Source organism: Vibrio hangzhouensis, assembly GCF_900107935.1.
GTDB classification, from domain to species: Bacteria; Pseudomonadota; Gammaproteobacteria; order Enterobacterales; family Vibrionaceae; genus Vibrio; species Vibrio hangzhouensis.
The window spans coordinates 109174-133577 of the sequence record NZ_FNVG01000005.1; the positions used below are offsets into that span (position 1 = coordinate 109174).

The 24404-nt window shown below is 46.3% G+C and carries 12 protein-coding genes; 7 read left to right on the top strand and 5 right to left on the bottom strand.

The window, feature by feature from the left end:
- Positions 1–169 precede the first annotated feature (169 nt).
- Positions 170–8764, top strand: a complete 8595-nt coding sequence (locus tag C4S60_RS07075) for a VCBS domain-containing protein (protein WP_160111341.1) — start codon at positions 170–172, stop codon at positions 8762–8764.
- Positions 8765–8860: 96 nt separating this feature from the next.
- Here C4S60_RS07075 and C4S60_RS07080 read toward each other — a convergent pair whose 3' ends face one another.
- The 5 genes from C4S60_RS07080 to C4S60_RS07100 all read right to left on the bottom strand — a co-directional run bounded on the left by C4S60_RS07080 (position 8861) and on the right by C4S60_RS07100 (position 16840).
- Positions 8861–10156 carry an HlyD family type I secretion periplasmic adaptor subunit gene (locus C4S60_RS07080; protein WP_103879641.1) on the bottom strand — a complete coding sequence of 432 codons (1296 nt, stop codon included), beginning with the start codon at positions 10154–10156 and terminating at the stop codon, positions 8861–8863.
- A complete protein-coding gene (locus tag C4S60_RS07085) occupies positions 10149–12218 on the bottom strand; it encodes an ABC transporter transmembrane domain-containing protein (RefSeq protein ID WP_103879642.1) in 2070 nt (689 codons plus the stop codon). Before C4S60_RS07085 ends, C4S60_RS07080 begins: the two co-directional genes overlap by 8 nt.
- A complete protein-coding gene (locus C4S60_RS07090) occupies positions 12211–13827 on the bottom strand; it encodes an ABC transporter transmembrane domain-containing protein (protein ID WP_103879643.1) in 1617 nt (538 codons plus the stop codon). Before C4S60_RS07090 ends, C4S60_RS07085 begins: the two co-directional genes overlap by 8 nt.
- Positions 13828–14053: 226 nt before the next feature.
- The gene (locus C4S60_RS07095) at positions 14054–14416 is read right to left on the bottom strand and encodes a DUF805 domain-containing protein (protein ID WP_103879644.1); all 363 of its coding nucleotides are present in this window, start codon (positions 14414–14416) and stop codon (positions 14054–14056) included.
- An 18-nt stretch (positions 14417–14434) separates the two neighbouring features.
- Positions 14435–16840, bottom strand: a complete 2406-nt coding sequence (locus tag C4S60_RS07100; RefSeq protein WP_103879645.1) for a hybrid sensor histidine kinase/response regulator — start codon at positions 16838–16840, stop codon at positions 14435–14437.
- A gap of 869 nt (positions 16841–17709) precedes the next feature.
- On the opposite strand from C4S60_RS07100, the gene C4S60_RS07105 reads away from it, so the two are divergent.
- From C4S60_RS07105 to C4S60_RS07130, 6 genes are all read left to right on the top strand, one after another.
- Positions 17710–18450 carry an SDR family oxidoreductase gene (locus C4S60_RS07105; RefSeq protein ID WP_103879646.1) on the top strand — a complete coding sequence of 247 codons (741 nt, stop codon included), beginning with the start codon at positions 17710–17712 and terminating at the stop codon, positions 18448–18450.
- 19 nt (positions 18451–18469) lie between these two features.
- Entirely contained in the window at positions 18470–19675 is a 1206-nt protein-coding gene (locus C4S60_RS07110) for an acetyl-CoA C-acetyltransferase (RefSeq protein WP_103879647.1), read from the top strand.
- Between the two features lie 78 nt (positions 19676–19753).
- On the top strand, positions 19754–20101 hold the full coding sequence (locus tag C4S60_RS07115; protein ID WP_103879648.1) for a phasin family protein: 348 nt from the start codon (positions 19754–19756) through the stop codon (positions 20099–20101).
- An 85-nt stretch (positions 20102–20186) separates the two neighbouring features.
- Positions 20187–22001 (top strand): class I poly(R)-hydroxyalkanoic acid synthase, encoded by a 1815-nt coding sequence (phaC, locus tag C4S60_RS07120; protein WP_103879649.1) that lies wholly within the window; start codon positions 20187–20189, stop codon positions 21999–22001.
- Positions 22002–22127: 126 nt separating this feature from the next.
- Positions 22128–22739 carry an FKBP-type peptidyl-prolyl cis-trans isomerase N-terminal domain-containing protein gene (locus C4S60_RS07125; RefSeq protein ID WP_103879650.1) on the top strand — a complete coding sequence of 204 codons (612 nt, stop codon included), beginning with the start codon at positions 22128–22130 and terminating at the stop codon, positions 22737–22739.
- A gap of 350 nt (positions 22740–23089) precedes the next feature.
- Positions 23090–24391, top strand: a complete 1302-nt coding sequence (locus C4S60_RS07130) for a dicarboxylate/amino acid:cation symporter (protein ID WP_103879651.1) — start codon at positions 23090–23092, stop codon at positions 24389–24391.
- The last annotated feature ends 13 nt before the right edge of the window (positions 24392–24404 follow it).

The following is a 24404-nucleotide window of genomic DNA, read 5'->3' on the forward strand; positions in this document are numbered from 1 at the left end:
TTTAAAGGTTAATTCAATTGCTTTGAGCCGCAAGTTTCGTATCAGAATTTCATGAAATTAGACTCTGATTTTTTCCTTAAGAGGCGTCGATAATCGGTGAACATTAATTAGCAAAACAACCGTATATATCCTTAACTTAATGAAGCGCTTACAAGTTAGGATCGGAAGAATGACGAAAAGAAAGAGCTTTGGTAAAACGGATTCGAGACAGCAGCCTAAAATTAACCAACAATCGCAATCAACAGATAAGCAATCTCGCAAACGCCGTGAAAAGAAAAAGCGACTGTTCAGTTTGTTGCGCTATCAAGTTGGCGTACCTGCGACTCTTAGTTTGATTTTACCTTCTCTACTGAGTCAAAAGGTTAAAGCGGATGATGATATTCAACTTTCCGAAGACGGGGCTACATTAAAACCTGACGCGTCTTCTGCTGAGCTTCTTGAGAAACAATACAAGGAACTTCATCAAGCTGAGGTGGCAGAGGTCAAAGAGAGCAAGAATGAGCCAGTTGAGAAGGCAGACTCAATAGGGGCTAAACCAAGTCATCACCTTGTGCTGCACCATTACCCGCTGCGCACCGCGGTTGATCACCATTTGTTCCATTCCCCTGCGGCGCCAAATACACAAACTGACCATTTCTTATCTCAAGCTCACGGTCCTGAGACTGGTTCTGCCACAGAGCATATCAACACTCCTCATTCCCCAGAGACGGTTTACTATAAGCCGGAGATTCATAATCAACAGGTGTCGGCGAAAGAGGACGGAGGGCAAGTTAGTGGGCAACTAGTGGCAACGGATAATAATATCGGCGAGAAATTGATCTTCTCCACAACGGCGCATGTTGATGGTTTTAACTTGCAAAAGGACGGTAGCTACACGTTAGACCCTGACGTTGCCGGTTATCAAAGCTTGCGAGAAGGTGAAATCAAAACGGTGGTCGTGCCGGTCACTGTAACGGATCAGTCGGGTTTGGCAACGAAAGCAGAACTGGTTATCACGTTGACCGGGACCAATGATGCGCCAAAGATCTCTGGTCAAGTCGCAGGCCAGTTGAAAGAAGACGTTAATGTCGACAGTAAAGGGCTTATGAGCGTGTCGGGTCAGGTTCAGGTTCAGGACATAGACAGCGGCGAGTCTCATACACTAGCCGAAATGATTCATGGGCAGTTCGGTACTTTAACCATTGATGCGCAAGGGCATTGGCATTATCAGGTCAACAATAACCTCACAGCGATTCAGCAGCTTACAGCCAAATCGCATCTTGAAGAAGTTCTGACGATACACACTGCTGACAATACTCCCCAGCAGATACAGATCATGATCAGTGGCACCGATGACAGGCCAATGATATCAGGGATTGACCAAGGAAAGGTCATCGAAGATTTACATGTCAACAACGGTGCTCTGGAAACTTCGGGCATACTCTCTGTCACCGATGTCGATTTGGGTCAGGCGCACTTTATCCCACAGGTGATAAGTGGTCTGTATGGTGTTTTGACTTTGGGTACAGACGGTAAATGGAGTTATGAAGCCAACAATCAACAAGGTGCAATTCAAAGTCTGGGCCAAGGTGCCGGCTTAACGGATACATTTACGGTTTCTAGCGCAGATGGAGCCACGCACCAAATACATGTAGAGATTGAAGGCACCAATGATTTACCGGTGATGAGCGGCCAGTCGCAGTCAGTGAAAGAGGATGGCGCAATATTAAAGGGCCAGATGCACGCGACCGATGTGGATCATGATTTGCTAACATACAGCATCGCTCACCCCGTAGAGGGTTTAACCTTTAACAGCGACGGCAGTTACAGTTTTAATCCTTCCCATGCTAGCTATCAACTGCTTAAAGATGGTGAGCATAAGGTGATTGATATTCCTGTTACCGCAACGGATGAACACGGTGCCAGTATTACACAAAACCTGACCATTAATATTCGTGGTACGGCAGACAGTGCGGTTATTGGTGGTGTGGATACGGGGAGTGTGCATGAGAATCAAGCGGGGCAGGATAAGTCTCCGGACTATGCCCAACCAGGGATGGCAGTTATTGGGCAAGATACGCTAACAACTAGCGGGCAGTTGACAATTGTGGATCCAGACTCTGGTGAGAGTGTATTTGATCCAAATGGTCCAGTGTACTCATACAGCGGTCAATATGGGCACTTACTGCTTCGTCCAGATGGTCATTGGGACTACGCCGTTGCGGCGGGTACGCACGATTGGCACTTTGGTTCAGCCAAAACCACAGTTGGTTCGAAAATCGATCAACTGGGTCAAGGACAAACGCTCACCGACACTATCACCATTCATTCAAAAGATGGTACGACTCACGACATTGTCATCACCATACACGGGGATAATGATGCCCCTTACGTCTCATCAGAAGTTACGTTGCAGTCTGGCAAAGAAGACGTCAGCCAAACCTTCACTAAAGCGGAATTGATGGTGAATGCGGTTGATGTCGACAGCAACGATGCAGGACGACTGACGGTGGCAAACTTGCTTGCCGACCATGGTTCTGTTCGTGACAACCATGATGGCACCTATACCTTTACACCAGATAGAGATTACAACGGTCAGGTGCACTTCACCTACGATGTAAAGGATGTCCATGGCGGCGTCACTCCAACCGGAGCTTCAATGCAGGTTACTCCGGTGGCCGACGCAGCACAAATAACGGCGATCGGAGACTCGCTAAAAGAGGACAATGTACTTAGCGGGACGACCGAGCTTCATTCGACGGGTTATTTTCGTGTTGTCGACCCTGATGGAGCTCAGGAGTCATTTTTTGAAACCACTCTAGCAGGAAGGAATGCCTTCTATAAGGGTTCACTAGGAGGAGACCTGCAGGTAAACAAAGATGGGGGTTATTTCTACAATATTGATAACTCATTGGTCGATTCTCTTAAAAACGGTGAAACCGTCACTGACCAGTTTACGATAAGAAGTGCGGATGGTACGACAAAACAAGTTGAGTTCACGATACAGGGTACCAGTGATAAACCGTATATAGGTTCTGGCAGCTTGCATGAGTGTGTATTTGAAGATGGTGGCCTGCTTAAAGGAAGCTTGTACGGCGTGGATCCTGATCATGGAGACCAGAAGCATCTTGTTTATACTCCTGTTGGCAGTGTCCCCGGGTTTACGATGCTACCTGACGGTCATTATACCTTTGATTCCTCGCATCCAGCCTATCAGCATGCTTCATTATCAAAAGGGGATGAACATATTATTATCCCGGTCAAGGTGACCGACAGTGAAGGCTTGTACTCAGTGCAGAATTTGCGGATTACCATGATCCCGACAAACGACGCGCCAATAGTGACAGGCGCTCTTTCCCTATCTAAAGGAACAGAAGATCAGTCGGTGCTGCTTCACTCTCGTGACCTGCTTTCCAATGCCACTGACATTGATGATTACGATCGCTTACACATTGCTAATGTGCGTGCCGACCACGGCAGGGTGACAGACAATCATGATGGTACCTTTACCTTTATTCCAGATGCCAATTACAGTGGGCGCGTAAACTTTAGCTACCAAGTGATGGATAACCATGGCGCATCGACTCCGGCAACAGCGGCAATGGACCTTGCCAATGTTAACGATCCAGCGGTGTTCTCCGGACAAGATACAGGCGGCATTACCGAAGACCATCACGTCCAGGGTGATGCTCAGCATACGGTGTTTACTACCGGAGTTCTTAACGTTGTCGACCCAGACAGTGGCGAACAGCATTTCCATGCAACGCATCGGGCGCAGGCCATTCATGATCCTTTCGGTGGAACCTTAACCATTGGCAAAGCGGGGGATTGGGCATACAGCGTTCCTAACGCCAATTTGCAGCATTTAGCTCAGGGACAAACTGAGCAGGTCCAGTATCAGGTTCAGAGCGCGGGGGGAGATACCCACACCATTACCGTGACGATCCGTGGTACGAATGACGCTCCGACACTAACGGCTCAGACCCAGGCTGTGACTGAAGATGGACAAGAGTTGGCTGGGAAAATGCAGGGCAACGACACTGATCAGGGAGCAGTACTTCATTATTCCATCGCACAAGCCGTGGATGGGTTGACGTTCAATAACGATGGCAGTTATCGCTTTGACCCGAGCCATTCAGCATACCAACATCTATCTGCCGGACAAACACAGACGTTGACAATTCCGGTGTCAGTGACCGATGAACACCATGCCAGTGTGACGGAAAATCTGATCATTACCATCACCGGAACTAACGACAATCCGATTGTCTCTCCAATCTCAGACACAGTGAAAGAAGACTCGGACACTCATCATGTGGTTGACTTGCTTCAAGGTGCGACAGACCCGGATGGTGGCCCGCTTTCCATCTCACACATTCAGTGTCAGTACCATGGTGCTACGGGGCCGTTACCTGATGGGGTAACGTTTTCCCATGATGGAACCCATGTCATCGTCGATGCTACCGCACAAGGATTCCAGCATTTGTCTGAACGTGAGAAGGAACAGATCACCTTTCATTACCTGGTGACGGATCCTCAAGGTGGTACCACTAGTCAAACCGCGACGATTACGGTCGTTGGTAGCGACGATAAAGCGAACATTGCCTCGTCGAGCATTGAGCTTACCGAGCAGCAAGCGCTTAAAACGTATCGGGATATCTCAAGTTTTATGGGACGTTTAAGCCTGGTCGATCCGGACAGTCACGATCATACGCAGTTCAGTTTTACTCTGGAGCAGGGCTCGCAAAATATAGGCTATCTGACAGTTTGGCCCGATGGTACCTACCGCTATTATGCTGATGCTGCTCGAAATCATGGCAGTAATTATCGAATTGCGGCGCTCAAAACAGGGGAAACTTTGACCGAGCATTTTCAGGTTAAGACCAGTGACGGACAGACGAGAGACATTGCCGTCACCATCCATGGTAGTGACAACAATGCCTATCTGGAAGTCGTCGATCCACGGTATCTTCCGGCCCATCAGAATATCTATGAAGACCGCACTTCACACAGTGATCCCAATCAGTTGTACGCTGGTGGGATTATTCGTGTCCGTGACCCGGACCACGACGATGCCTTCGCCGTGTCACACTCAGAAACAACGCCTCATGGGGGGCATTTTTTCGTCAACAATGGCGGGAGTTGGAGCTATACCATTGATAATCATCTCGATGAGGTTCAAAACCTTGCCGAAGGAGAGTCATTTACCGAGTCGTTCACTATTACGTCAAAAGATGGCACTGCATCGAAAGTGGTTCAGGTGACGGTGCATGGCAGTAATGACAGACCTGTAGTCACTGCGGCAGTTACGTTGCCAAGCGGTGAAGAAGACAAAGATATGATTCTGACCAGCCAGCAGTTGCTGGCCAATGCGACGGATCGGGACCATGGGGATCTTGCCAGATTAAGTATTGCGAATTTGAGCGCAAATCATGGCGTTATCATCGATCATCATGATGGCACCTTCACATTCAGGCCAAGTGCGCAGTACAACGGTGATGTCCATTTTACCTATGATGTGGTCGACCCTCATGGGGCAAGTGTCCATACCGGAGCAAGTTCAACGCTGGCGTCCGTTAATGACCCGAGCTCTCTGGCTCCGAGTCTGGCGCATGCGATTGTGACGGAGGACCATACGTCGGGGGGAAGGGGTAACAGCCTTTGGTCTGGCTGGACCAATATTGATATACAGGACCCCGATAGTGCTTCTGACGCAGCGGTCGTCGCTATTGAAGTGAATGGAGTCCGGCATAACGTTCCAGCAGACTTTGCTATGACTCTCACGGCTAACCATGGCTACTTCAGTACCACACACAGTACCGATGGGCATAACAAATGGAGTTACACCGCTGATAATGCTGACTCAGATATTCAGGGGCTGAAGTCAGGGGAGCAACTACAAGATTCAATGGTGTTAATCACCAGAGACGGAACGCGCATCCCGGTGACTGCGACGATTAATGGACAGGATGATCACGTCGTTATCGATACGCCTAATGCGCTCACGTCACCCATCGGCACGGTGATTGAAGATAGCAAAACGACAGTTGCGGGCATGTTGCATGCTCATGATCTCGACTACGGTGATACGGTAAGCTATGAGTTGGCAAACTCGCAACCCACACAATCCGGTAGCTACGGAACCTTTTATCTCGATAGTTCAGGCGCCTGGCACTACGATTTAGATGCGTCCAAGGTACAGGCACTTGGCGCCGGAGACGGCAAAGCTGAAGGGTTCGATATTGTAGCGATTTCAAGCGACGGTTCCAGAGCAACACAAAGGGTTGAAGTGTTCGTCCAAGGTACCGATGATGCTGCAACGATAACTGGACAAAGCACAGGCACTATCACCGAAGACCAGCAAGTCCAAAATGATGCAGCGCATACTGTTTGCGTTAGCGGAGTTCTCAATGCGCAGGATGCTGATGCGGGTGAAAGCGGGTTTCAACACACGCTTAACGCACATGCTATCAATGACCCATTTGGAGGAAGTCTTTCCATAGGTAAAACGGGTGGGTGGACCTATAGCGCGCCCAATGCGAACTTGCAGCATCTGGGGCAAGGGGAGACTCAACAGGTTCAATATGAAGTGCAGACGTTGGGCGGTGATAAGCATGTCATCACGATACAGGTTGCTGGTACCAACGATGGTCCTGTGCTGCATGTCTCCCCCATAACACCAATAACAGGCACCCTAACTGAGACCGATGTTGATGTGGGGGATACACATCAGTTTGGTGTTAGCCAGTCTTCGGGACAGTACGGGACTCTAAGCGTTGACCCAGACACTGGGGCATATCAGTACACGCCAAATGGTCAAATAGTCGGTATGCATTACAATTCTGTGTCTGGCTATACGGGTCAAGATACGTTTGAAGTGTCGGTGACTGATAAAGCAGGGTTAACATCGTCTTTATTTGTGACATTTGATGTGACTGGCACGGTTACGGCGCCATCAGGTACAGGTCAGCGACCTACGACATCCACTTTGGTTTCGACTCAACCGACGATATCGCAAACGATGCCAACTCAGATGACAGCATCTGCTCAGGCAATTAATCATGTCACTGTGGATCTGACAACGAGCAGTGATACAGGTCAGTCTGATACGGATAACCTGACGAGTGCTCAGACGCCGGAAATTAGTGGTCATACTGATATTCCGTTCTCGCTCGTGAAGATTTACGATGATTCAAAAGTGATAGGCAGCGGTTATTCTGACGATCATGGTGATTATCAAATAGTGGTCGGAGCGTTGGGTGACGGTGTGCACAACATCAGTGCCAGAGCGCTGGCGCCTTCCGGTGTCCTGCCAACAGTTTCATCTGTTATGCCTGTGACAATTGATACACAAGCACCAACGCCGTCGATATCGATAGATTCAATTACCAGTGACAATGTCATTAATGCCGTTGAATCTCAGTCATCCATCACCATTACAGGGTCTTCCACTGGTGGAACGCAACCAGGTGACGTTGTCACTATAGAAGTGGGCGGACATCAATTCACGGGGCAACTCGATGCTTCGGGACGGTACAGTATTGATGTGCCCGGAGGTGAGCTAGTCCATGCCGCTATGATCAAGGCAAGTGTATCGGCAACAGACAGTGCAGGGAACACGGCTACGGCGTTTGCCGACCATCATTTTGATGTAGACACGAGCGTGTCCAGCCCAACCATTACTTTTGAAGATCCTGGCCCTGATAATGCCTACAGTAAGGCGGAAATTGCTCAAGGCGCCGCAGGTACAATCACGGCGACTGTTCATGCAGCGGCAGACGCGAAAGTGGGAGAGCACATCAATATCAATGGTGTTGTTCATGTGCTCGATGCAAACAGCCTACGCCATGGCATACAACTGGAGGTTGCGCCTAGCACCATCGTTAGGGCGGTTATGACCGATGAGCATGGCAATGTAAGCTCGAACTTAAATATGGCCGCCGGGGCGAAACCCGAACCTATCGTGGTCACCGCGCCTTCAGGAAGTCACCAAATCAGCGCATCTCTTGGTGTCCCAACGCTGATGCCATCACAAACGCCAGTACCGTCTGCTCAACAGGGGTGGAAAATTCTGGTGAATGGCCATTATCACACGTCCTACACCAGCCAGTGGGGAACTCTGACCATCGATCCTAAAACCGGCCACCTGAGCTATCAGGAGCACGCCGATGTCCACACCGGTCCGCATGGCTCGGCACAGAATGTCGGAGTTCACGAAGACCATTTCCAAATTGCTCTGCAAGGTTCGCATCAGGACGATGTGCTGCTGCATGTTCAGGTGAGTATTTTAAATCATGGTCCGGGTCACAGTGGTAAGCTGACTTTAGGCTCGGAAGTGCTGGATATGACAGTGACTCCGGTGACTACAAATCATCCGCCACCGCCTCCGCCGCCTGCGCCAGCAGATTTCGCAGACGAGGCGATGGACGTCGATGAACCGGTTAGTGCAAATCCTTTGACCATCATGACTCAATTGGGTCTTGATGCCAGCAATGAACATCATCACCCAGACGAAGAGCCGTCACAGCGAGTGAGCAGTTATCTGGATAAGCTTGGCCTGGAAAACGCTCCTCACAGTGGAGCTAGCCCCTCTTCAGACGTATTGCCGGATGATATTGACATTGTGCTTAATGATGAGGTCACTGAATCGTCTTCGGTAGAACATAGACCCGATGGGCATGAGGGGGGATTGTATGATGACTCTGTAGCTAGTCATGAAGCGGATAGCCGAGATGACCAACACCATCACGATGACCCAACACTACCCGATGACTCCAATCCGTGATTTAGAGTTAATGGCGTTTGGTCGATTCTGAATATCCTGCTTCGAGAATGCCCCTTCTTAACAGGGAGGGGCACTGTTTTTGAATCGGTATACAAGCTAACGTTCGCCAAATGCTCGACTGATATTGGTAAAGATCGGTTTCCATAGATATTGGAATACGGTTTTTTCACCGGTCGTAATATCAACCTCGCCGGTCATGCCGGGCAATATTGCAAACTTCTCAGGGTCGTTGCGAAAATAGGGTGTGTCGACCGCGATGGTGACCTCGTAAAAGATGTTACCTTTTTCATCCTGGATAGTTGTCGGTGAAATAGACTCAACAACGCCACTTAACGCACCAAAACGACTGTAGTCATAGGCATCGATTTTGACACGAGCGGGTTGCCCCACTGTAACAAAGCCGATGTCTCGTGGTGACAGTTTTGCTTTAAAGTCAGCGACTCCACCGATAGGCACGATTTCAACCACAGTGCCTCCAGGTTGAATGACCGCACCAACTTTAGTGCTGGGAATACTCTGCACAAGCCCTTGCAGAGGAGAGGTGAGTACAGTGTTGGACAACTTGGCTTCACCAGAACGCACTCTCGCTTGAAGCGCTGAAAGCTCTGACGCGGCTTTGGAGCGTTGATCGGAGACTTCCACTTTTGCCTCAGCCAGAAGCTGTGAGATTTTTTCATCATTTGAGTCTGCTTGTTTAAGCAGTAATGCTTTTTTGCCTCGAGCCTGTTCAATTTGTTGTTCAATGGAGGCGACTGTTTGTTCCATTTCTAACACTCTCAAACGAGAAATGTTGCCGCTTTTTTGTCCTTTTTGCAAAATGGCGAGCTCTTGCTTCGAAGCGGTCAACTGTCTTTCAAACGCAGGAATCGCGTTGTCGGTACTGCGCAATTGCTCTGCTATTTGCTCTGCTTCCTTTTCAAGGACGATACGTTTCTGATAATAGAGTGCGACCTGGGCGCTACGCTGGGCTCTTTGTTCCGCGACAAGCTCTGGGTATTGTTGTTCATAGGCACTGAAATTAGGGTCTCGCTCATCGATTAGCGATGACAACCTTTCAATAGTCAGATTAAGTGTGGCCTGTTGAGCTTTTAACTCTTCCAGTGCAGTCGTTTGAAACGTTGCATCAAATTCCACCAGAACTTGTCCTGCTTCAACCATCTCACCTTCGCTAACAGAGATGGTCTTCAGCTTTCCTCCAATGTCACTTTGAATGATTTGTCTTTCACCTTCCGGAACAACCTCACCCTGAGCTTTGGCAATTTCATCGACTTGCGTGACCACCGACCATACACCGAAAGCAATGACACAAAGAGCAATGGCGTAGGTTGAAATAGAGAGAAGGCGCTTGGTTTGTTTCGTCTCTATGGCTTCAGCATATTGCAGTTTACTCATTAGCAACGATCTCCATAGTGTCATTGTCAGTTTGGTTTGGTTCTTCTTCGGCAAGAGGACCATAATAGGCGACGCTACCTTGATTTAGCACCATAACCTTGTCTGCCTGTTTTATTAAATCTGCGTCCTGAGAACTGAAAATAATGGTCGCTTTTCCGCGTCGTTGCTTCAGGAAAGAGCTAAACAATTCGATGGACTCAGGGGAGGCATCCTGAACGGGGTTGTCCATAAGGTATAAGGGATATTCGATGGCCATTGCCTTGGCAGTGATTAACATTCTGGCCTCGTAGCGCGATAAAAGGTCATGCATTGTTGCGGGCCAAAACGCTGTTAGATCGGTATCCAGGCCATGCTTCAGGGACTCAAGCCACTCCTTTCCTCCTGCCTGTTCAATTGCTCTGTTTATGACTGCATCATCAAGCTGTTGGCGGTCAGAAAACCAGTCCCGAATATTGGTCAGAAGGACTTGTGGGTGAGCCGCCTGATAAAACATCCAGTGACGATATAAGAGCGGGGCATATTGACTCAAATTAATTCCATTAACGTTGACTACACCATTCTGAACTGGCTGAAAACTGGCGATAGTGTCAATGAGACTGGTTTTTCCGCTGTTCGCCGGACCTGTTATAGCCACGACTTCTCCCGGCTCTATCAAAGCGCTAATACCACTCAGAGCGGGCTTGGTCTGCTTTGCGTAACGCAGAGTTATTTGGTCGAGTTCAATTCTTGGAGCCGTTTTCGGTAAGTCCTGATGCTGATAACGATATGATTCTTCAGTATTGAGGGTTAACGCCCGATTAATACTCATTTGAGTTTGCCCTAACTGCTGCAATCTTAGCGCGCTGTTTACCAATGTTTGTGCGGGCCCCGTTACTCTTGAAATCAACATCATTGTTGCAATCAGACCACCTGCAGACATGACATCATTAAAAATAAGTTCGATGCCAAGACCAACGACTGCCAGTGTTGAAATGACACCGATGGCATAGTAAATCGAAGTGTATTTGGCCTGATGAACCGATTGTCGGAAGCCGTTTTTGGCGGCAAGGTAGTTAGCCTTATCAAAACGTGTCAGCCAGCCGTTCAGTACATGACTGCTTCTCATGAAACCGAGGTTAGTCGAAAGCTCGGCGATCAGTGCCTGTCTGTTCGTTCCGGAGACCGTGGACTGGTTAGCGCGTATGGCAGAGTTTTTAATACTGCTTCTAGCAATCAGAAAGTACAACAAAAGTGCCAGAATCGGAACGCCGACCAACCATCCTCCCAAGGCTGCAATAGCAATCAGGAAGATCAATACGAAGGGGATATCAAACAGAACATTGCCAAGTGGTCCGGCTAATACAGAAGAAATACGCTCGGCAAAACCGAGTTGGCTGACCTGGCTTTGCTGCGGTGTCGATTTGCAGACATGATAACTGCCTGTGAGTAGCTTTTTTATCAGGGCATCGGAGATTTCTCGACTGAGTCGGTTGGCGACGGTCGCCAATGTCTGGCTGCGTAACACGCGCAGCAACCAAAGCATAAAGAACAGCAGGGCAGCGCCTACTGCAATACCAAACAGTTCATGGGCGGCATCCCCACCAATAACATGATCATAGATGGACATGGTGATAAAGGGGATCGCCAAAGCGAACAGATTACTAAAAAAACTTGCTAGTGCCACTCTGGGTATTACGGATTTATAGGCTGCCAGACGAGAGCCCATCCAATTTGGATCCGGTTTGTCTGGTGGTGCATCCTCCAAAAGTAACGCTACATCGTAATGTGTGAATTGAGTAGGAGTACGTTCGTTATTTAACCACTCAAGCCCTTCATGTTCCTGCTTAACGACATCAAATTTACCATCGCCAACGAGCACGGCAACATTGAATGTTTCGTTGACGAGATTATTGCTTGCGTCAACGATACGGTAGGGGACGTTAATTCGGTCTAGAAGGCTGATGTAGTCGTGCAAGTTCTCCAGGCCATATTCATCGACCCATTGATGCGCAAAAACATCAACATTACTGCTGACATCCAAAGCTCGCAAGGAAGACAATGCTGTTCGCTCTAACTCATTCATCGTGTTGCCCTCCTGTTGGTATTTGTTCAAGTGTGAGTGTATCTGAGCAAAGGGAGGAGAATATCGAATTATGAGTTACGACAAAGATAGTACGATTTTGCTCAGCCTCAATTGAGAGAACCTCGGCCAGTTTTGGCCAGGTATCCAAATCCAAATCCAGTTCTGGCTTATCAATACAGATAATCGGCGTAGGTCGAGCCAACTGACAACAGATATTGATGAGACGAATGCTGCTTTGACTCAGGGGAATACTGGGTAAGTCTGCCAGTCTCGTCTCCAGACCGTCACTGAGTTGGGTCAGCACCTGATGAAGTCCGATAGCCTTCGAATAGTGCAGAGCTTTTTCTGACAACTCAGGCGTAAAACCACACAAATTGTCGAGTATCGATCCCTGTAAGACCGAGGATCGGCTACCGATGTAAGAACTCATCACTGACCGAGTGAATGGATTGCGCTCGGTCTCATTGACGTAAATTGCACCTGCATCTTCACTGCTGACCCCAGCGATGGTTGTCAGAAACTGACTGGCGACTTCTTTGTTGTCACTTGAAACTCGGTAAATATTTCCAGCCTCAAGGGTTTTGGAAATTTGATAAAGGTAAGAAAAACGTTGGGTGGCACAGTGATTAAATGTGATGGTCTTGATGTCCTCTTCAGGCTTGAGCGGATCGGCCTGATAGGACGGCAAAGAAAACAGAGCTTTGACACTTTGGATGGAAGTCTGCATGTTGGCAAAGCGAATATTGAGGCTTGTCAAAGCACTTAAAGGTGCAACGGCACGTCCGGCTAGAATAGAACAAGCCGCCAGTCCCCCGGTCGTCAGTTCTCCTGACAGAACGTGTGATGCACCTGCTATGACTATTACGACGGACGTCCCTAGAGAGGCCAGATAAATACACTCCTGAGCCAGAGCATTATGTCTTTCGTCTTCGGCGATACTCAGGCTATGTTGTTGGTTGATTTCCTTGTAAGCCGCCAACGTCTTATATTCGTTGGCCTGACGTTTAATGCCTAAAATGTTTCGATACAAGTTTAAAAGAAAGCCAGAGCGGAGATTGACAGTGTTTGCATGGCTAAGACTTCTCTTTTTTGCACGTCGACCTGACAACCAGACAAAGGCGAAGGTAAAAGACCAGACTACAACAGGAACTGCGACTAGCGAGCCGCCCACATAATAGACCAGAAACAAAAACAGTATCGCGAAGGGAATGTCGATTAACCCTGACATCAGGCCACCTGAATAGATATCCTTGATTTTAGCGATAGACTCAAGCCCATTTTGAATGCTTCCAACTCTGAGTCGCTTGATGTCGTTGACCGGAGACGTGGCCAATGCCCTAACCGTTTTCGCGTAACGCTCTTGCTCAACAATGGCAGATTCAGAGGCCAGCACTCGAGAGCGGACATAACGAAGAAATGCGTCCAATAGCACTGCCAGCGTAGCGCCCGCTAGTAGCAATGTTGCCGTGCCATAGCTTTGATTTGGAATGATACGATCGTAGATCTGCAGAACCGTGAGCGGCACGGCGAGTGAAAGCACATTGATCAGAACTGAGGGTAACAGAACCTTTCTGATGCCTTGTACGCCGGCTGATAGGGTCGTTTCCATACATGACTCATTTGTTATCCTTTTGCATTAAGACTCGGACAAAAACGGCCATATTTCAAACAGGTATCTAAATTTATCTTCTAAGTGGTCCTCGAGCTAATGGCCACTCTTAACTGTAATTTCGATGTAGTGGCTGCTCAGTAAAAGCAAAAGCTGGTTTTGAAGATGCCTGTAGATGTTGAGAAGGAAGAGAAAATACACGCAGGTGTCCCTTTTCAAGTGCGGTTTAGTATAGCGAGGGAGCGGGACCGTATTCGTTATCTTGGTCGCTCGAAATAATGAAAAATATTATAAGCACTATGGCACCAATTAGAGGAATTAGGTAAAGAAATAACCACCAGCCACTTCGCCCGGTATCGTGCAATCTTCGACAACCGATGGCCAGGGAAGGAACAAGAACTGCCAGAGAGTAGAGCGTACCAAACAAGCCAAACTGCTCGTTTCCACCACTGATAACACGGTCGAGGATATGGCATACCAACGCCACAACAAAACTTACCAGCACGTAGCTCCAGTACTGAGTGCGTGTGGCTCTGCCTTTGAAGTTGGCGTAGTTATTCTTTAGCACATCAATATAGTTGTTTAACATGTCGGTTCCTCAATGAATTCACGTTGTCGTAAACTGTGCGTTGAGCTTTTCTAGCAGTACCTCTCGCCTGAATGGTTTGGGCAAATAGTCATCCATTCCACTGTCGTAGCATTTTTTGATGTCATCGTCGAGAACAGAGGCAGTTAACGCAATGATATGGGTCTGCTCTACGCCGGATTGTTGTTCAAACTCCCGGATTGCTCTGGTGGCTTCAAAGCCGTCAAGAATTGGCATCATACAGTCCATAAGTATAAGTCCAATATTGGAATATTCCTGTTTGTAGAGTTCCAACGCTTCTTGTCCGTTATTGGCAATGCAAAAGTCGATATCAAGCTTTCTCAAATTAAGTCCAACAATCTGTTGGTTCACTTTATTGTCTTCGACGACAAGTATTTTTCTGGTGTGCTGACGCGTCTCTTTTGATCGTGGTTCGAGCTCGTCGGGACGCTTCAGGCTCTGGAGTGTGTTCACCAGTCGGTTACCAAACAAGGGGGCGGTCACAAAGGCAGAGATGCCCTTTAACGGCAGATCTGTGTTGTTGCAGAAGGGACGCACGTACAGGACGGGATGATCTGCTAAATGGCTTTCAAGATATGACTTGCTGATACTGTCATCCAGTATGATGATGGTATCTTTGTCTAACGTGATAGTGGCGAGATCTTTGCCTTCAATATGCGTATATCGGATAGCATGACGATTGAATTCTGATACTAGCAGTGGGTTCGTATTATCGGAAACGTAACAGACTGAAACAGCGGACTCCCTGACCATTTTATGGTCATCTTTAGCAAAGGTCAGCACAAAACTAAATTCGCTCCCTTCTCCCTTGCGAGATGTTAATTGTATCTCTCCGCCCATTAAAGCGATCATTTTCGAGCAAATCGCCAGTCCCAGGCCAGTACCGCCATAGTCTTTAGATGTATTGATGTTTTCTTGCTTAAATTCTTCGAATACCCGTCGTTGCTTCTCAGGTTCTATGCCGATACCGGTGTCAGAGACAGTGAACCTGGCCGTAACAGAGTCAGAGTCTTGCTTAATGAGGTGCAGCGACAACGCGACGTAACCTTTGTCGGTAAACTTAATGGCATTTGACGCCAGGTTCATCAGAGACTGCCTGACTTTCTGTTCGTCTGCTTTGACATAATCTGGTAGCGCCGGATCAATGTGAATCTTTATCTCTACGGACTTTTGTTGTGCTTTGGGGGCGATTAATGCTGCAGTATCAAAGATGGTTTCTTTAATCGCTGTCGTGTGGGGGCAGATTTCCAAATGACCAGATTCAATCTTAGACACGTCGAGAATGTCATTCATCAGCATAAGCAAAGTTTGCGAAGAAGCATTAATCGTTGTCAGGTAATCTTTTTGGCTAGCATCAAGTTTTGTGTCCCCAAGAATTTCTGTCATACCCAATATGCCGCTGAGGGGCGTGCGGATTTCATGAGACATATTAGCCAGAAATGCACTTTTGGCTCGGTTGGCTTGTCTTTCTTTCTCTCGTGCGTCGATCAGTCGCTGTTCAAGTAACGAGGTTTGACGGATAACGTAAAGGAGGACAAAGATAATTGCTAAGACGAGCAGTATTGTAGATAAATCACGATAGTGCTCATTTTGTTCAATTTTCTGGTTGATGTGATCTGGAAGTATGTTGAACAGAGTATCTAATGACGACTCGAGTTGATGAATTGTAAAACGAAGTTGTCCAAGTTGACCTTCCTGATGGCTATAGCCAAACGTTTCATAGGCGCTTTGAAGCGCATAATAGGCTGAGCGGAATTGCTGAAATTGCTGGAATAGCTCGAATGACATACCACTGCGGTTAAGCTCTGTATCGATTCGATCAAGATTGCGGTGAATTCTCGGAATTACTGAGACATCAAGATCAGAAAAGAATTGGTACATCAAATCCTGAGTGGACAAGGCGATATGATTGAGTTCAGTGGAGTTTACATTAACAAGTGAGCGTTCCAGTCTAAGGGCTTTTTGTTGAAGGTTATCGATCAGACCCTGGTTATCACCAGAGCCGTGAATAAGCATTACCGTTTCAGACAAGCGATAGAATTGTTGGACGTAATTGTCGACATAGGATAACGCCTGCTGCCCTTGATAACTGATGTTAATCCCGGAATCAGACAGCATGGCGTTGACCTCTCCGAGTTGAAGCAGCATTGTCTGATAAGCCTGTTCCATTTTGTTGAGATACTGGGGCTCGATACGCGCTATGAAGTCTTTCTCATGTCGGCGCATCATTAGCATGTTATTAGACGCAGCCAGGATTTGCTTTTGTAGTAAAATAAGTCGATTTTTTGTCTGGTCTACGTTGTGTTCTGCATAAAAAAACAATCCGAGCAAAATTAATATAAACGTTGCTCCAAATATAAACGTTTTACGGATGGCGAGAGTCGCCTTAGCACTTGTTGTCGACATTTATCCACATCCTTATGGTACCACCAGACTGCCTGAAACAGTGTAGCGTAAAAAACCATTTAGAAAAATTCGTAATGTTTACAAATGTTGTGGCTAACTATCTGAACAGGTTGAGAAGTCAGTTTGAAAATACCAAGTAAAGGTCGTAACTAGTGTAAAAGACGAAGCTTGCACTCATAATAGGTGATACTGGCTATTAACAAAATTAGCATTAAGGTACGGAAAGGTATGCGATGATGTGATGCTAACAATTCATATTGTTATTAGAGGGATACAAAACCTTGTAAAAACTAGGTGAAATAGATCACGTTCCAATGAAATCCCCAAATTCGATCATCATTGACTTAGTATGGGGCAAATTGGCGAAAAAAGGATATTGCAAAATTTTGCTAATTGTAATTAGAGTATAAATACTATTTAATTCACCTTTGTAATTCATGTGTTTATGTAAGCAAAAACTTCATTTGATAATTATCTGACACTTTTATGATATAAATCCTGTGAACTGATTTGGTGCGAAAACACTATTTTCTTGGGGCTTGGGCTTTGCCTGCTTTATTGGCTTGTAATTCTTATTTATCAATTGCTTATCTGTGGTTTCTGTACTTATCATGGAGTGTAATTAACAGAATTACCGCATTACATAACGGTTGTGATAATGATCAACTTTATTGCTATAAGTAGAAAATAATGATGGTCAAATATTACGATTCCTTTAAATTTGTATTTAATACAAAAAAGCGTAACAAAAGCTGCGTAATATCAATAACAAAAGTCAGCCATATCAAACGCGCACAACGAATTATGTCGTCTTTTTTAGTTTTTGTTAAATAGCTTATAAAAGCTAGTTGCTAGGGATGGGGTCACCAATGAAAAAGCTCGCGATTATTACGGGATCTAAAGGCGGAATTGGATCCGCTATTTCTTCTACTTTGGTTGAGAAAGGTTATAGACTTATTGCAACCTACAGTACAGGAAATTATGAATGTGCTAAGCGATGGTTTGATGAAAAAGGCTTTAGCGAAGATCAGGTCAGGTTGTTCGAACTTGATGTAACCAAAACGGATGAATGCCGGGAAAAGCTGGCTTTATTACAACAAGAAGAAGGAACTTTCGATCTGGTTGTTAATAATGCAGGTATTACTAGAGATGGGCAGTTCAAGAAAATGTCTTCTGATTCCTGGTTTGATGTTATAAATACCAACCTAAATAGTGTCTTTAACGTGACACAACCTTTATTTTCGGCAATGTGTGAGAAAGGCAATGGCCGAATTATCAATATATCCTCAGTTAATGGACAAAAAGGTCAGTTTGGCCAGACTAATTATGCTGCAGCCAAAGCGGGCATGATTGGTTTTACTAAAGCATTGGCGGCGGAAGGAGCAAGATCTGGAGTTACTGTGAATGTTGTTGCTCCGGGTTATACAGGTACTCCGATGGTCGAAGCAATGCGTGATGACGTCCTAGATTCCATCAAAAGTACGATTCCTTTAAAACGTTTAGCTAAACCCGAAGAAATAGCCGCGTCAGTAGCATTTTTGGCCAGTGAAGAAGCTGCTTATATTACAGGTGAAACTATTGCCATCAATGGCGGCTTGTACATGGCGTAATTAACGAAGGGAATACTAAATGGAAAAAGTATTTATTGTTGCAGCTAAGCGTACTGCGATTGGTAGTTTTGGTGGAAGTTTAAAAGATATTCCGGCAGGTAAACTCGCAGCAGAAGCTATAAAAGGTGCACTGAACTCGTCGGGTGTAGCTGTAGAAGACATTGATGAGGTTATTGTTGGGAATGTCGTTAGCGCAAATCAAGGTATGGGTATTGGACGTCAGGCGTCTATTTACGCCGGTATTCCGGCCGAAGTGCCAGCCTATACATTGAACATGGTGTGCGGCAGTGGAATGAAAACATTAATGGATGCCGCATCGCATATCAAGGCGGGTGAAGCGGAAGTGGTTGTTGCCGCTGGTGTCGAAGTCATGTCTCAAATCCCTTTTGCTATGCCTTCAAGTGCTCGTTCCGGACATAAAATGGGCGACATAACGGCAAAAGATCTGCTGGTTTCGGACGGTCTGACTGATGTCTTCAATGCTTACCACATGGGAGTAACGGCTGAGAATATTGCGAAACAAGTTGGCATTTCTCGTGAAGATCAGGACGCTTATGCGTTAAGTAGCCAGCAGAAAGCGGTGGCGGCAATCGAAGCGGGTAGATTTCAAGACGAAATAGTTCCGGTTGAAGTGAAAGTGAGAAGACAGGCTGTTGAGTTTGCGACTGACGAGTATCCGAAGCTGGACGCAACAATGGAAGGTCTGAGCAAGTTGCGTCCTGCCTTTGACAGAGAAGGCACGGTAACAGCAGGTAATGCATCCGGGATCAATGATGGTGCAAGTGCACTCATAGTGGCCTCCGAATCAGCCGTTAGTCGTTTGGGACTGACACCTCTGTGTGAACTTATCAGCAGCGCTCAGACGGGAATTGACCCTAAAGTCATGGGCCTCGGACCTGTCCAGGCTGTAACGAAAGCTCTGGCACAAGCCGAATTGAATATTGAAGCTGTAGATGTGTTTGAGTTGAACGAGGCGTTCGCAGCGCAAGCTCTTGGTGTTATTAGAAATTTGGCATCTGAGCACGATATTTCGGCGGATACCATAATGCAAAAAGCCAACCCTAACGGTGGCGCTATCGCACTAGGTCATCCACTGGGCGCATCGGGCAACCGAATTATCGTGACTCTGATACATGAACTACTGCGTGAACAAAAAGATTTAGGTGTTGCCTCGTTATGTGTCGGTGGTGGCATGGGAACTGCAGTCGTTGTTAAGCGCTGTTAAGGGTGTTGTCGGACACCCGAGTTAGTGTGGGATAGTTTTACAAAATACTGGAAAATTTATTTCTTAGGAGAAATCATTATGTACACGGATATTTTTAAAGTTTTCAACGAGCAGTCAGAAAAAACGTTTGAACCATATGCGAAGTTCAACAAGCTTATGACCAAAAACGTCGAGACCTTGACTGACCTACAACTTAATGCAATGCGCGCTTATAGCGAGTTAGGCTTAAGCCAAATGAAAGCGGCGGCTGAAGTGAAAGATGTATCATCGCTGGCGGTCTTCAATAGTCAGCAATTGAATGCGTTGTCTCGTCTATCACAACAAATGATGGATGACAGCAATAAACTTCAGCAGGTTGCAAAAGAATTCAAAGACGATATTGAAGCGCTGACCACTGAAACGGTCAAGGCGAATACGCCAGCATAATTATAGGCGATACTTACAATATAGAGGGTTGCGGGGGCACTCGTTCCCGCAACCTCTTTTCATTTCTAAGAAAAGGGTTTTAGTTATGTTCCAAAACTTCTTTTCGGACTACCTTGTGAAACTGCAGGAGAGCAACCAGCAATGGTGGAAAGACTTCGAGCAAGGCAAGGCAGCCGTAAATAGCCCACTCACGAAAGCAATGCAGGAACTCAGTGCTGAAGATACCGCTGAGTTTATGGAGAAAGCCTCTAAACAACCTGCTGCTATGTTGGACATGCAAACTAAGTGGTGGACACAGCAGCTAGAGATTTGGCAGCGCGTAGCGCTTCAAGCAAGTAAAGAAGAGGTGGTTGAAGTAGAGAAGGGTGACCGCAGGTTTCAAGATGATGCCTGGAAAGAGGAAGCTTTCTATAACTTCATAAAACAATCTTATGTTTTATTCAGTAAGACTTACCTCGATACCATCAATTCTGTTGAAGGTGTTGATGAAAAAATCAAAGAACGGTTAACGTTTTTTTCTCGTCAGACACTTAATGCACTCTCTCCGACCAACTTCATCGCGACCAATCCAGAACTGCTAAAGCTGACTCTTGAGCAAAATGGCGAGAATCTTTTAGCTGGTTTACAGCAGTTTCAGGAAGATGTCGAAGCCAGTGCCGATGTGCTGAAGATTCGAATGACGAATACAGAGGCATTCAGAATTGGCGAGCATGTGGCTAATACTGCTGGTGACGTTGTGTTTAAGAATGACCTGTTTGAGTTAATACAATATCGACCGCTAACAGAGAAGGTTAACGCAACGCCATTACTTATCGTTCCTCCTTTTATTAACAAATACTACATACTCGATCTGCGCGAGAAAAACTCCATGGTTAAGTGGTTGTTGGAGCAGGGTCACTCGGTATTTATGATGTCATGGCGTAATCCTGGCCCATCACAAGCCAAGGTTGAATTCGGCGACTATGTGACGGAAGGGGTAGTGAAGGCTGTTTCTGCGATTGAGTCGATTACTGGTAAAGACCAGATTAACGCTGCGGGTTACTGTATAGGTGGAACCGTACTCGCTTCTACAGTGGCTTATTATGCTGCGAAGCGAATGAAAAAGCGCATTGTATCGGCGTCTTTCTTTACGACTCTGTTAGATTTCAGTCAACCCGGCGAAGTCGGTGCGTATATTAATGACACTATCATTCGTGCCATCGAACTGCAGAATAATACACTTGGTTATATGGATGGTCGCTCACTCAGCGTGACATTCAGTTTGCTTCGGGAAAACAGTCTTTACTGGAATTACTATATTGACAACTATCTCAAAGGGAACAGCCCGGTAGATTTTGATCTGCTGTATTGGAATAGTGACAGTACAAATGTTGCAGCAGCAACCCACAACTTCCTGTTGAGACAACTTTATCTGGAGAACAAACTGATTCAGGACAAAGGGGTCAAGATCGGAGGCGTATGGATTGATCTCAACAAGATTAGAATTCCGAGCTACTTTATTTCTACCAAAGAAGACCATATTGCGTTGTGGCAAGGTACATATCGTGGTGCTCTGAAAATGGGTGGTAATAAAACCTTTGTACTAGGAGAGTCAGGCCACATTGCGGGTATCGTGAATCATCCGGCCAAAGAGAAGTATGGCTTCTGGACCAGTTCAACTCTCGATGAATCGGCGGAAGAATGGATTACCAACGCCGACCATCACAAAGGGTCCTGGTGGTTGCACTGGAATGAATGGCTCAATCAATTTATTGCTGATGAGCAAGTGGAACCATTTTCTATCGGTAATGAGGAATATCCTGTTCTTGGGGCTGCACCGGGAGAATTTGTATTGCAGACATTGCCCGTCATTGATACTGGCGAGGTTAAGGTTAAGTCAGATACTTCGGAAACAGCCTGACAACAGAAAGGACCTTAACGGGTCCTTTCTCTTTATATTCAACCCTAACATCTTTATCCGTAACATACTTTCCATTTTACCCCTGTGTCGTATGATTACCTCATACTCAGTATTCAAGAGGTAGTTATGGAAATTGAAACGTTAGAACAGAAGGTAAGCTATATCTTTGGCAGAGAAATTGCCCAAGAGCTTGCTAAGAAATCATTTCCGAAAATGAATATCAAGATTGTCCAAGAAGCCATTATGGACACATTCATGCAAAAAGAGTGGCCATTTGATCCGAGCGATGCAGAATCTCTCAAAGCAGAAATGGAAGAGCAACGAAAGGCAGCGGCAACTGAGTTAAAGCAAAAGCAAATCGAGTTTGAGCAAACGTTTTTTGAGAAAAACGGCCAGCGTGATGAAGTGGTCATTCACAGCTCTGGTATCCAGTATGAGGTCCTTGTTGAGGGAACTGAAGAGATCAGTGCAAGCGCAAACACCCAATTTCTGATGAGACATAAGACCTGGCTACTCAACGGTCGACAGGTTGATGGCTCGATTCATTTACCTGCGCCGATAACTGTTTCGTTACATCAGGCACCAGTGTCGTGGCTAATCGCTCTCAAGCAAATGAAACTGGGTGCAACATGGAGATTATATGTTCCTGGTCACTTAGCGTATAAAGAAGACGAGCATCCACGGATTCCAGAAGAAACTGCTGTTATATTTGACTTACACGTAGAGTCGACCCAATAGCAGTAGCGATATATCTCGATAATGAAAATTGCCCAGCATTTAATGCTGGGCAATTTTATATATGCAATACTCTATATTGGTTTTGATGTTAGGTATAAATTTTTCTTATCTGAAGATAAAAGGTACATAATGCCAAACTGAAAGGTAAAGGTTATATTATGTGTTGTTTGATTGCGTTTATGTAGCAATAATGTATTTTTGAACATTGTTTTAATAACAATGTCTGTGATCGCTGTCACAGTGCGGAGTTGGAAATCAAATTTGTAATTCTAATCACGCCATTCTAACTGCTAATCTGCTCCGGCTTTCGATGTCTCCATCGTGAAGCAATATAAAAATAAGGAGTAATTATGACTAATGCCAAAAAACCTATGTCACTGACTACAAGAGTGATTATCGGTATGGTTGCAGGTATTTTGACAGGCTTCGCTATTCGAGGTCTATTTGCTGAGAACGGATTTGTAGACGCATACATTGTAAACGGGCTTTTTGAAGTTGGCGGTCAGATCTTTATCGCCAGCTTGAAAATGCTAGTTGTCCCTCTGGTATTCGTATCACTTGTTTGCGGTACCAGCTCTCTTAAAGACGTTACCACTCTAGGCCGTTTAGGTGGTAAAACTGTTCTATTCTACGTAGCGACGACTGCTGTAGCGATTACGCTGGCGCTGACTATGGGTACTGTCTTCCAGCCAGGCGCAGGTGCAGATCTTACTGCTGCAAGCTCTTTTGCTGCGAGCGAAGCCCCATCTTTGGGTCAAGTGATTATTGATATGTTCCCAACGAACCCTATCAGTGCAATGGCAGAAGGCAGAACACTTCAGGTTATCGTTTTTGCTGTTCTTTTCGGTATTGCTATCAGTGCTGCGGGTGAACCGGGTGAGCGAATCGCTTCTGTTTTCCGTGACTTAAACGAAGTGATCATGAAATTGGTTGCTTTGCTGATGAACATCGCGCCGTTTGGTGTGTTCTTCCTGATGGCAAAGCTGTTTACTGGGTTGGGCCTAAGCGCTATTTTCAATCTTGCAGAGTATTTCTTGGTGCTGACGGCGACTTTGTTGCTTCACGGTCTTGTGACATACAGCGTGATGCTGAAATCGTTCACTGGTCTTAGCCCGGTCACGTTCCTTAAGAAGATGGAAGATGCCGTTATGTTTGCGTTCTCTACCGCTTCTTCAAACGCGACAATTCCGGTTACGATGGAAACTGCCCAAAACCGCCTTGGTGTGGATAACAAAGTTTCTTCGTTCACTATCCCTTTGGGTGCGACCATCAACATGGATGGTACGGCTATTATGCAGGGTGTGGCGACCGCATTTATTGCTCAGGCGTTTAACATTGACCTTACGATGGGTGACTACCTGACGGTTATCCTGACTGCTACACTTGCCTCTATCGGTACTGCTGGTGTTCCTGGTGTAGGTCTTATCATGCTGGCGATGGTACTTAACCAAGTGGGTCTTCCTTTAGAAGGTATCGCACTTATTATGGGTGTTGACCGTCTTCTTGATATGATTCGTACTGCGGTGAATATCACGGGTGACAGTGCAGTGACATGTATTGTCGCTAAATCCGAAGGTGCGTTAGATCTTGAGAAATTCAATGATCCGGCAGCTGGAGAGAAAGAAGAGAAGGTCGAACTGATTCGTACCTAATTCTATCACCTAA

Bases quoted from the DNA above. Each gene is read 5' to 3' on its own strand.
- C4S60_RS07075 (WP_160111341.1), top strand. From the start codon at position 170: ATGACGAAAAGAAAGAGCTTTGGTAAAACGGATTCGAGACAGCAGCCT.
- C4S60_RS07080 (WP_103879641.1), bottom strand. From the start codon at position 10,156: ATGAGTAAACTGCAATATGCTGAAGCCATAGAGACGAAACAAACCAAG.
- C4S60_RS07085 (WP_103879642.1), bottom strand. From the start codon at position 12,218: ATGAATGAGTTAGAGCGAACAGCATTGTCTTCCTTGCGAGCTTTGGAT.
- C4S60_RS07090 (WP_103879643.1), bottom strand. From the start codon at position 13,827: ATGGAAACGACCCTATCAGCCGGCGTACAAGGCATCAGAAAGGTTCTG.
- C4S60_RS07095 (WP_103879644.1), bottom strand. From the start codon at position 14,416: ATGTTAAACAACTATATTGATGTGCTAAAGAATAACTACGCCAACTTC.
- C4S60_RS07100 (WP_103879645.1), bottom strand. From the start codon at position 16,840: ATGTCGACAACAAGTGCTAAGGCGACTCTCGCCATCCGTAAAACGTTT.
- C4S60_RS07105 (WP_103879646.1), top strand. From the start codon at position 17,710: ATGAAAAAGCTCGCGATTATTACGGGATCTAAAGGCGGAATTGGATCC.
- C4S60_RS07110 (WP_103879647.1), top strand. From the start codon at position 18,470: ATGGAAAAAGTATTTATTGTTGCAGCTAAGCGTACTGCGATTGGTAGT.
- C4S60_RS07115 (WP_103879648.1), top strand. From the start codon at position 19,754: ATGTACACGGATATTTTTAAAGTTTTCAACGAGCAGTCAGAAAAAACG.
- phaC (WP_103879649.1), top strand. From the start codon at position 20,187: ATGTTCCAAAACTTCTTTTCGGACTACCTTGTGAAACTGCAGGAGAGC.
- C4S60_RS07125 (WP_103879650.1), top strand. From the start codon at position 22,128: ATGGAAATTGAAACGTTAGAACAGAAGGTAAGCTATATCTTTGGCAGA.
- C4S60_RS07130 (WP_103879651.1), top strand. From the start codon at position 23,090: ATGACTAATGCCAAAAAACCTATGTCACTGACTACAAGAGTGATTATC.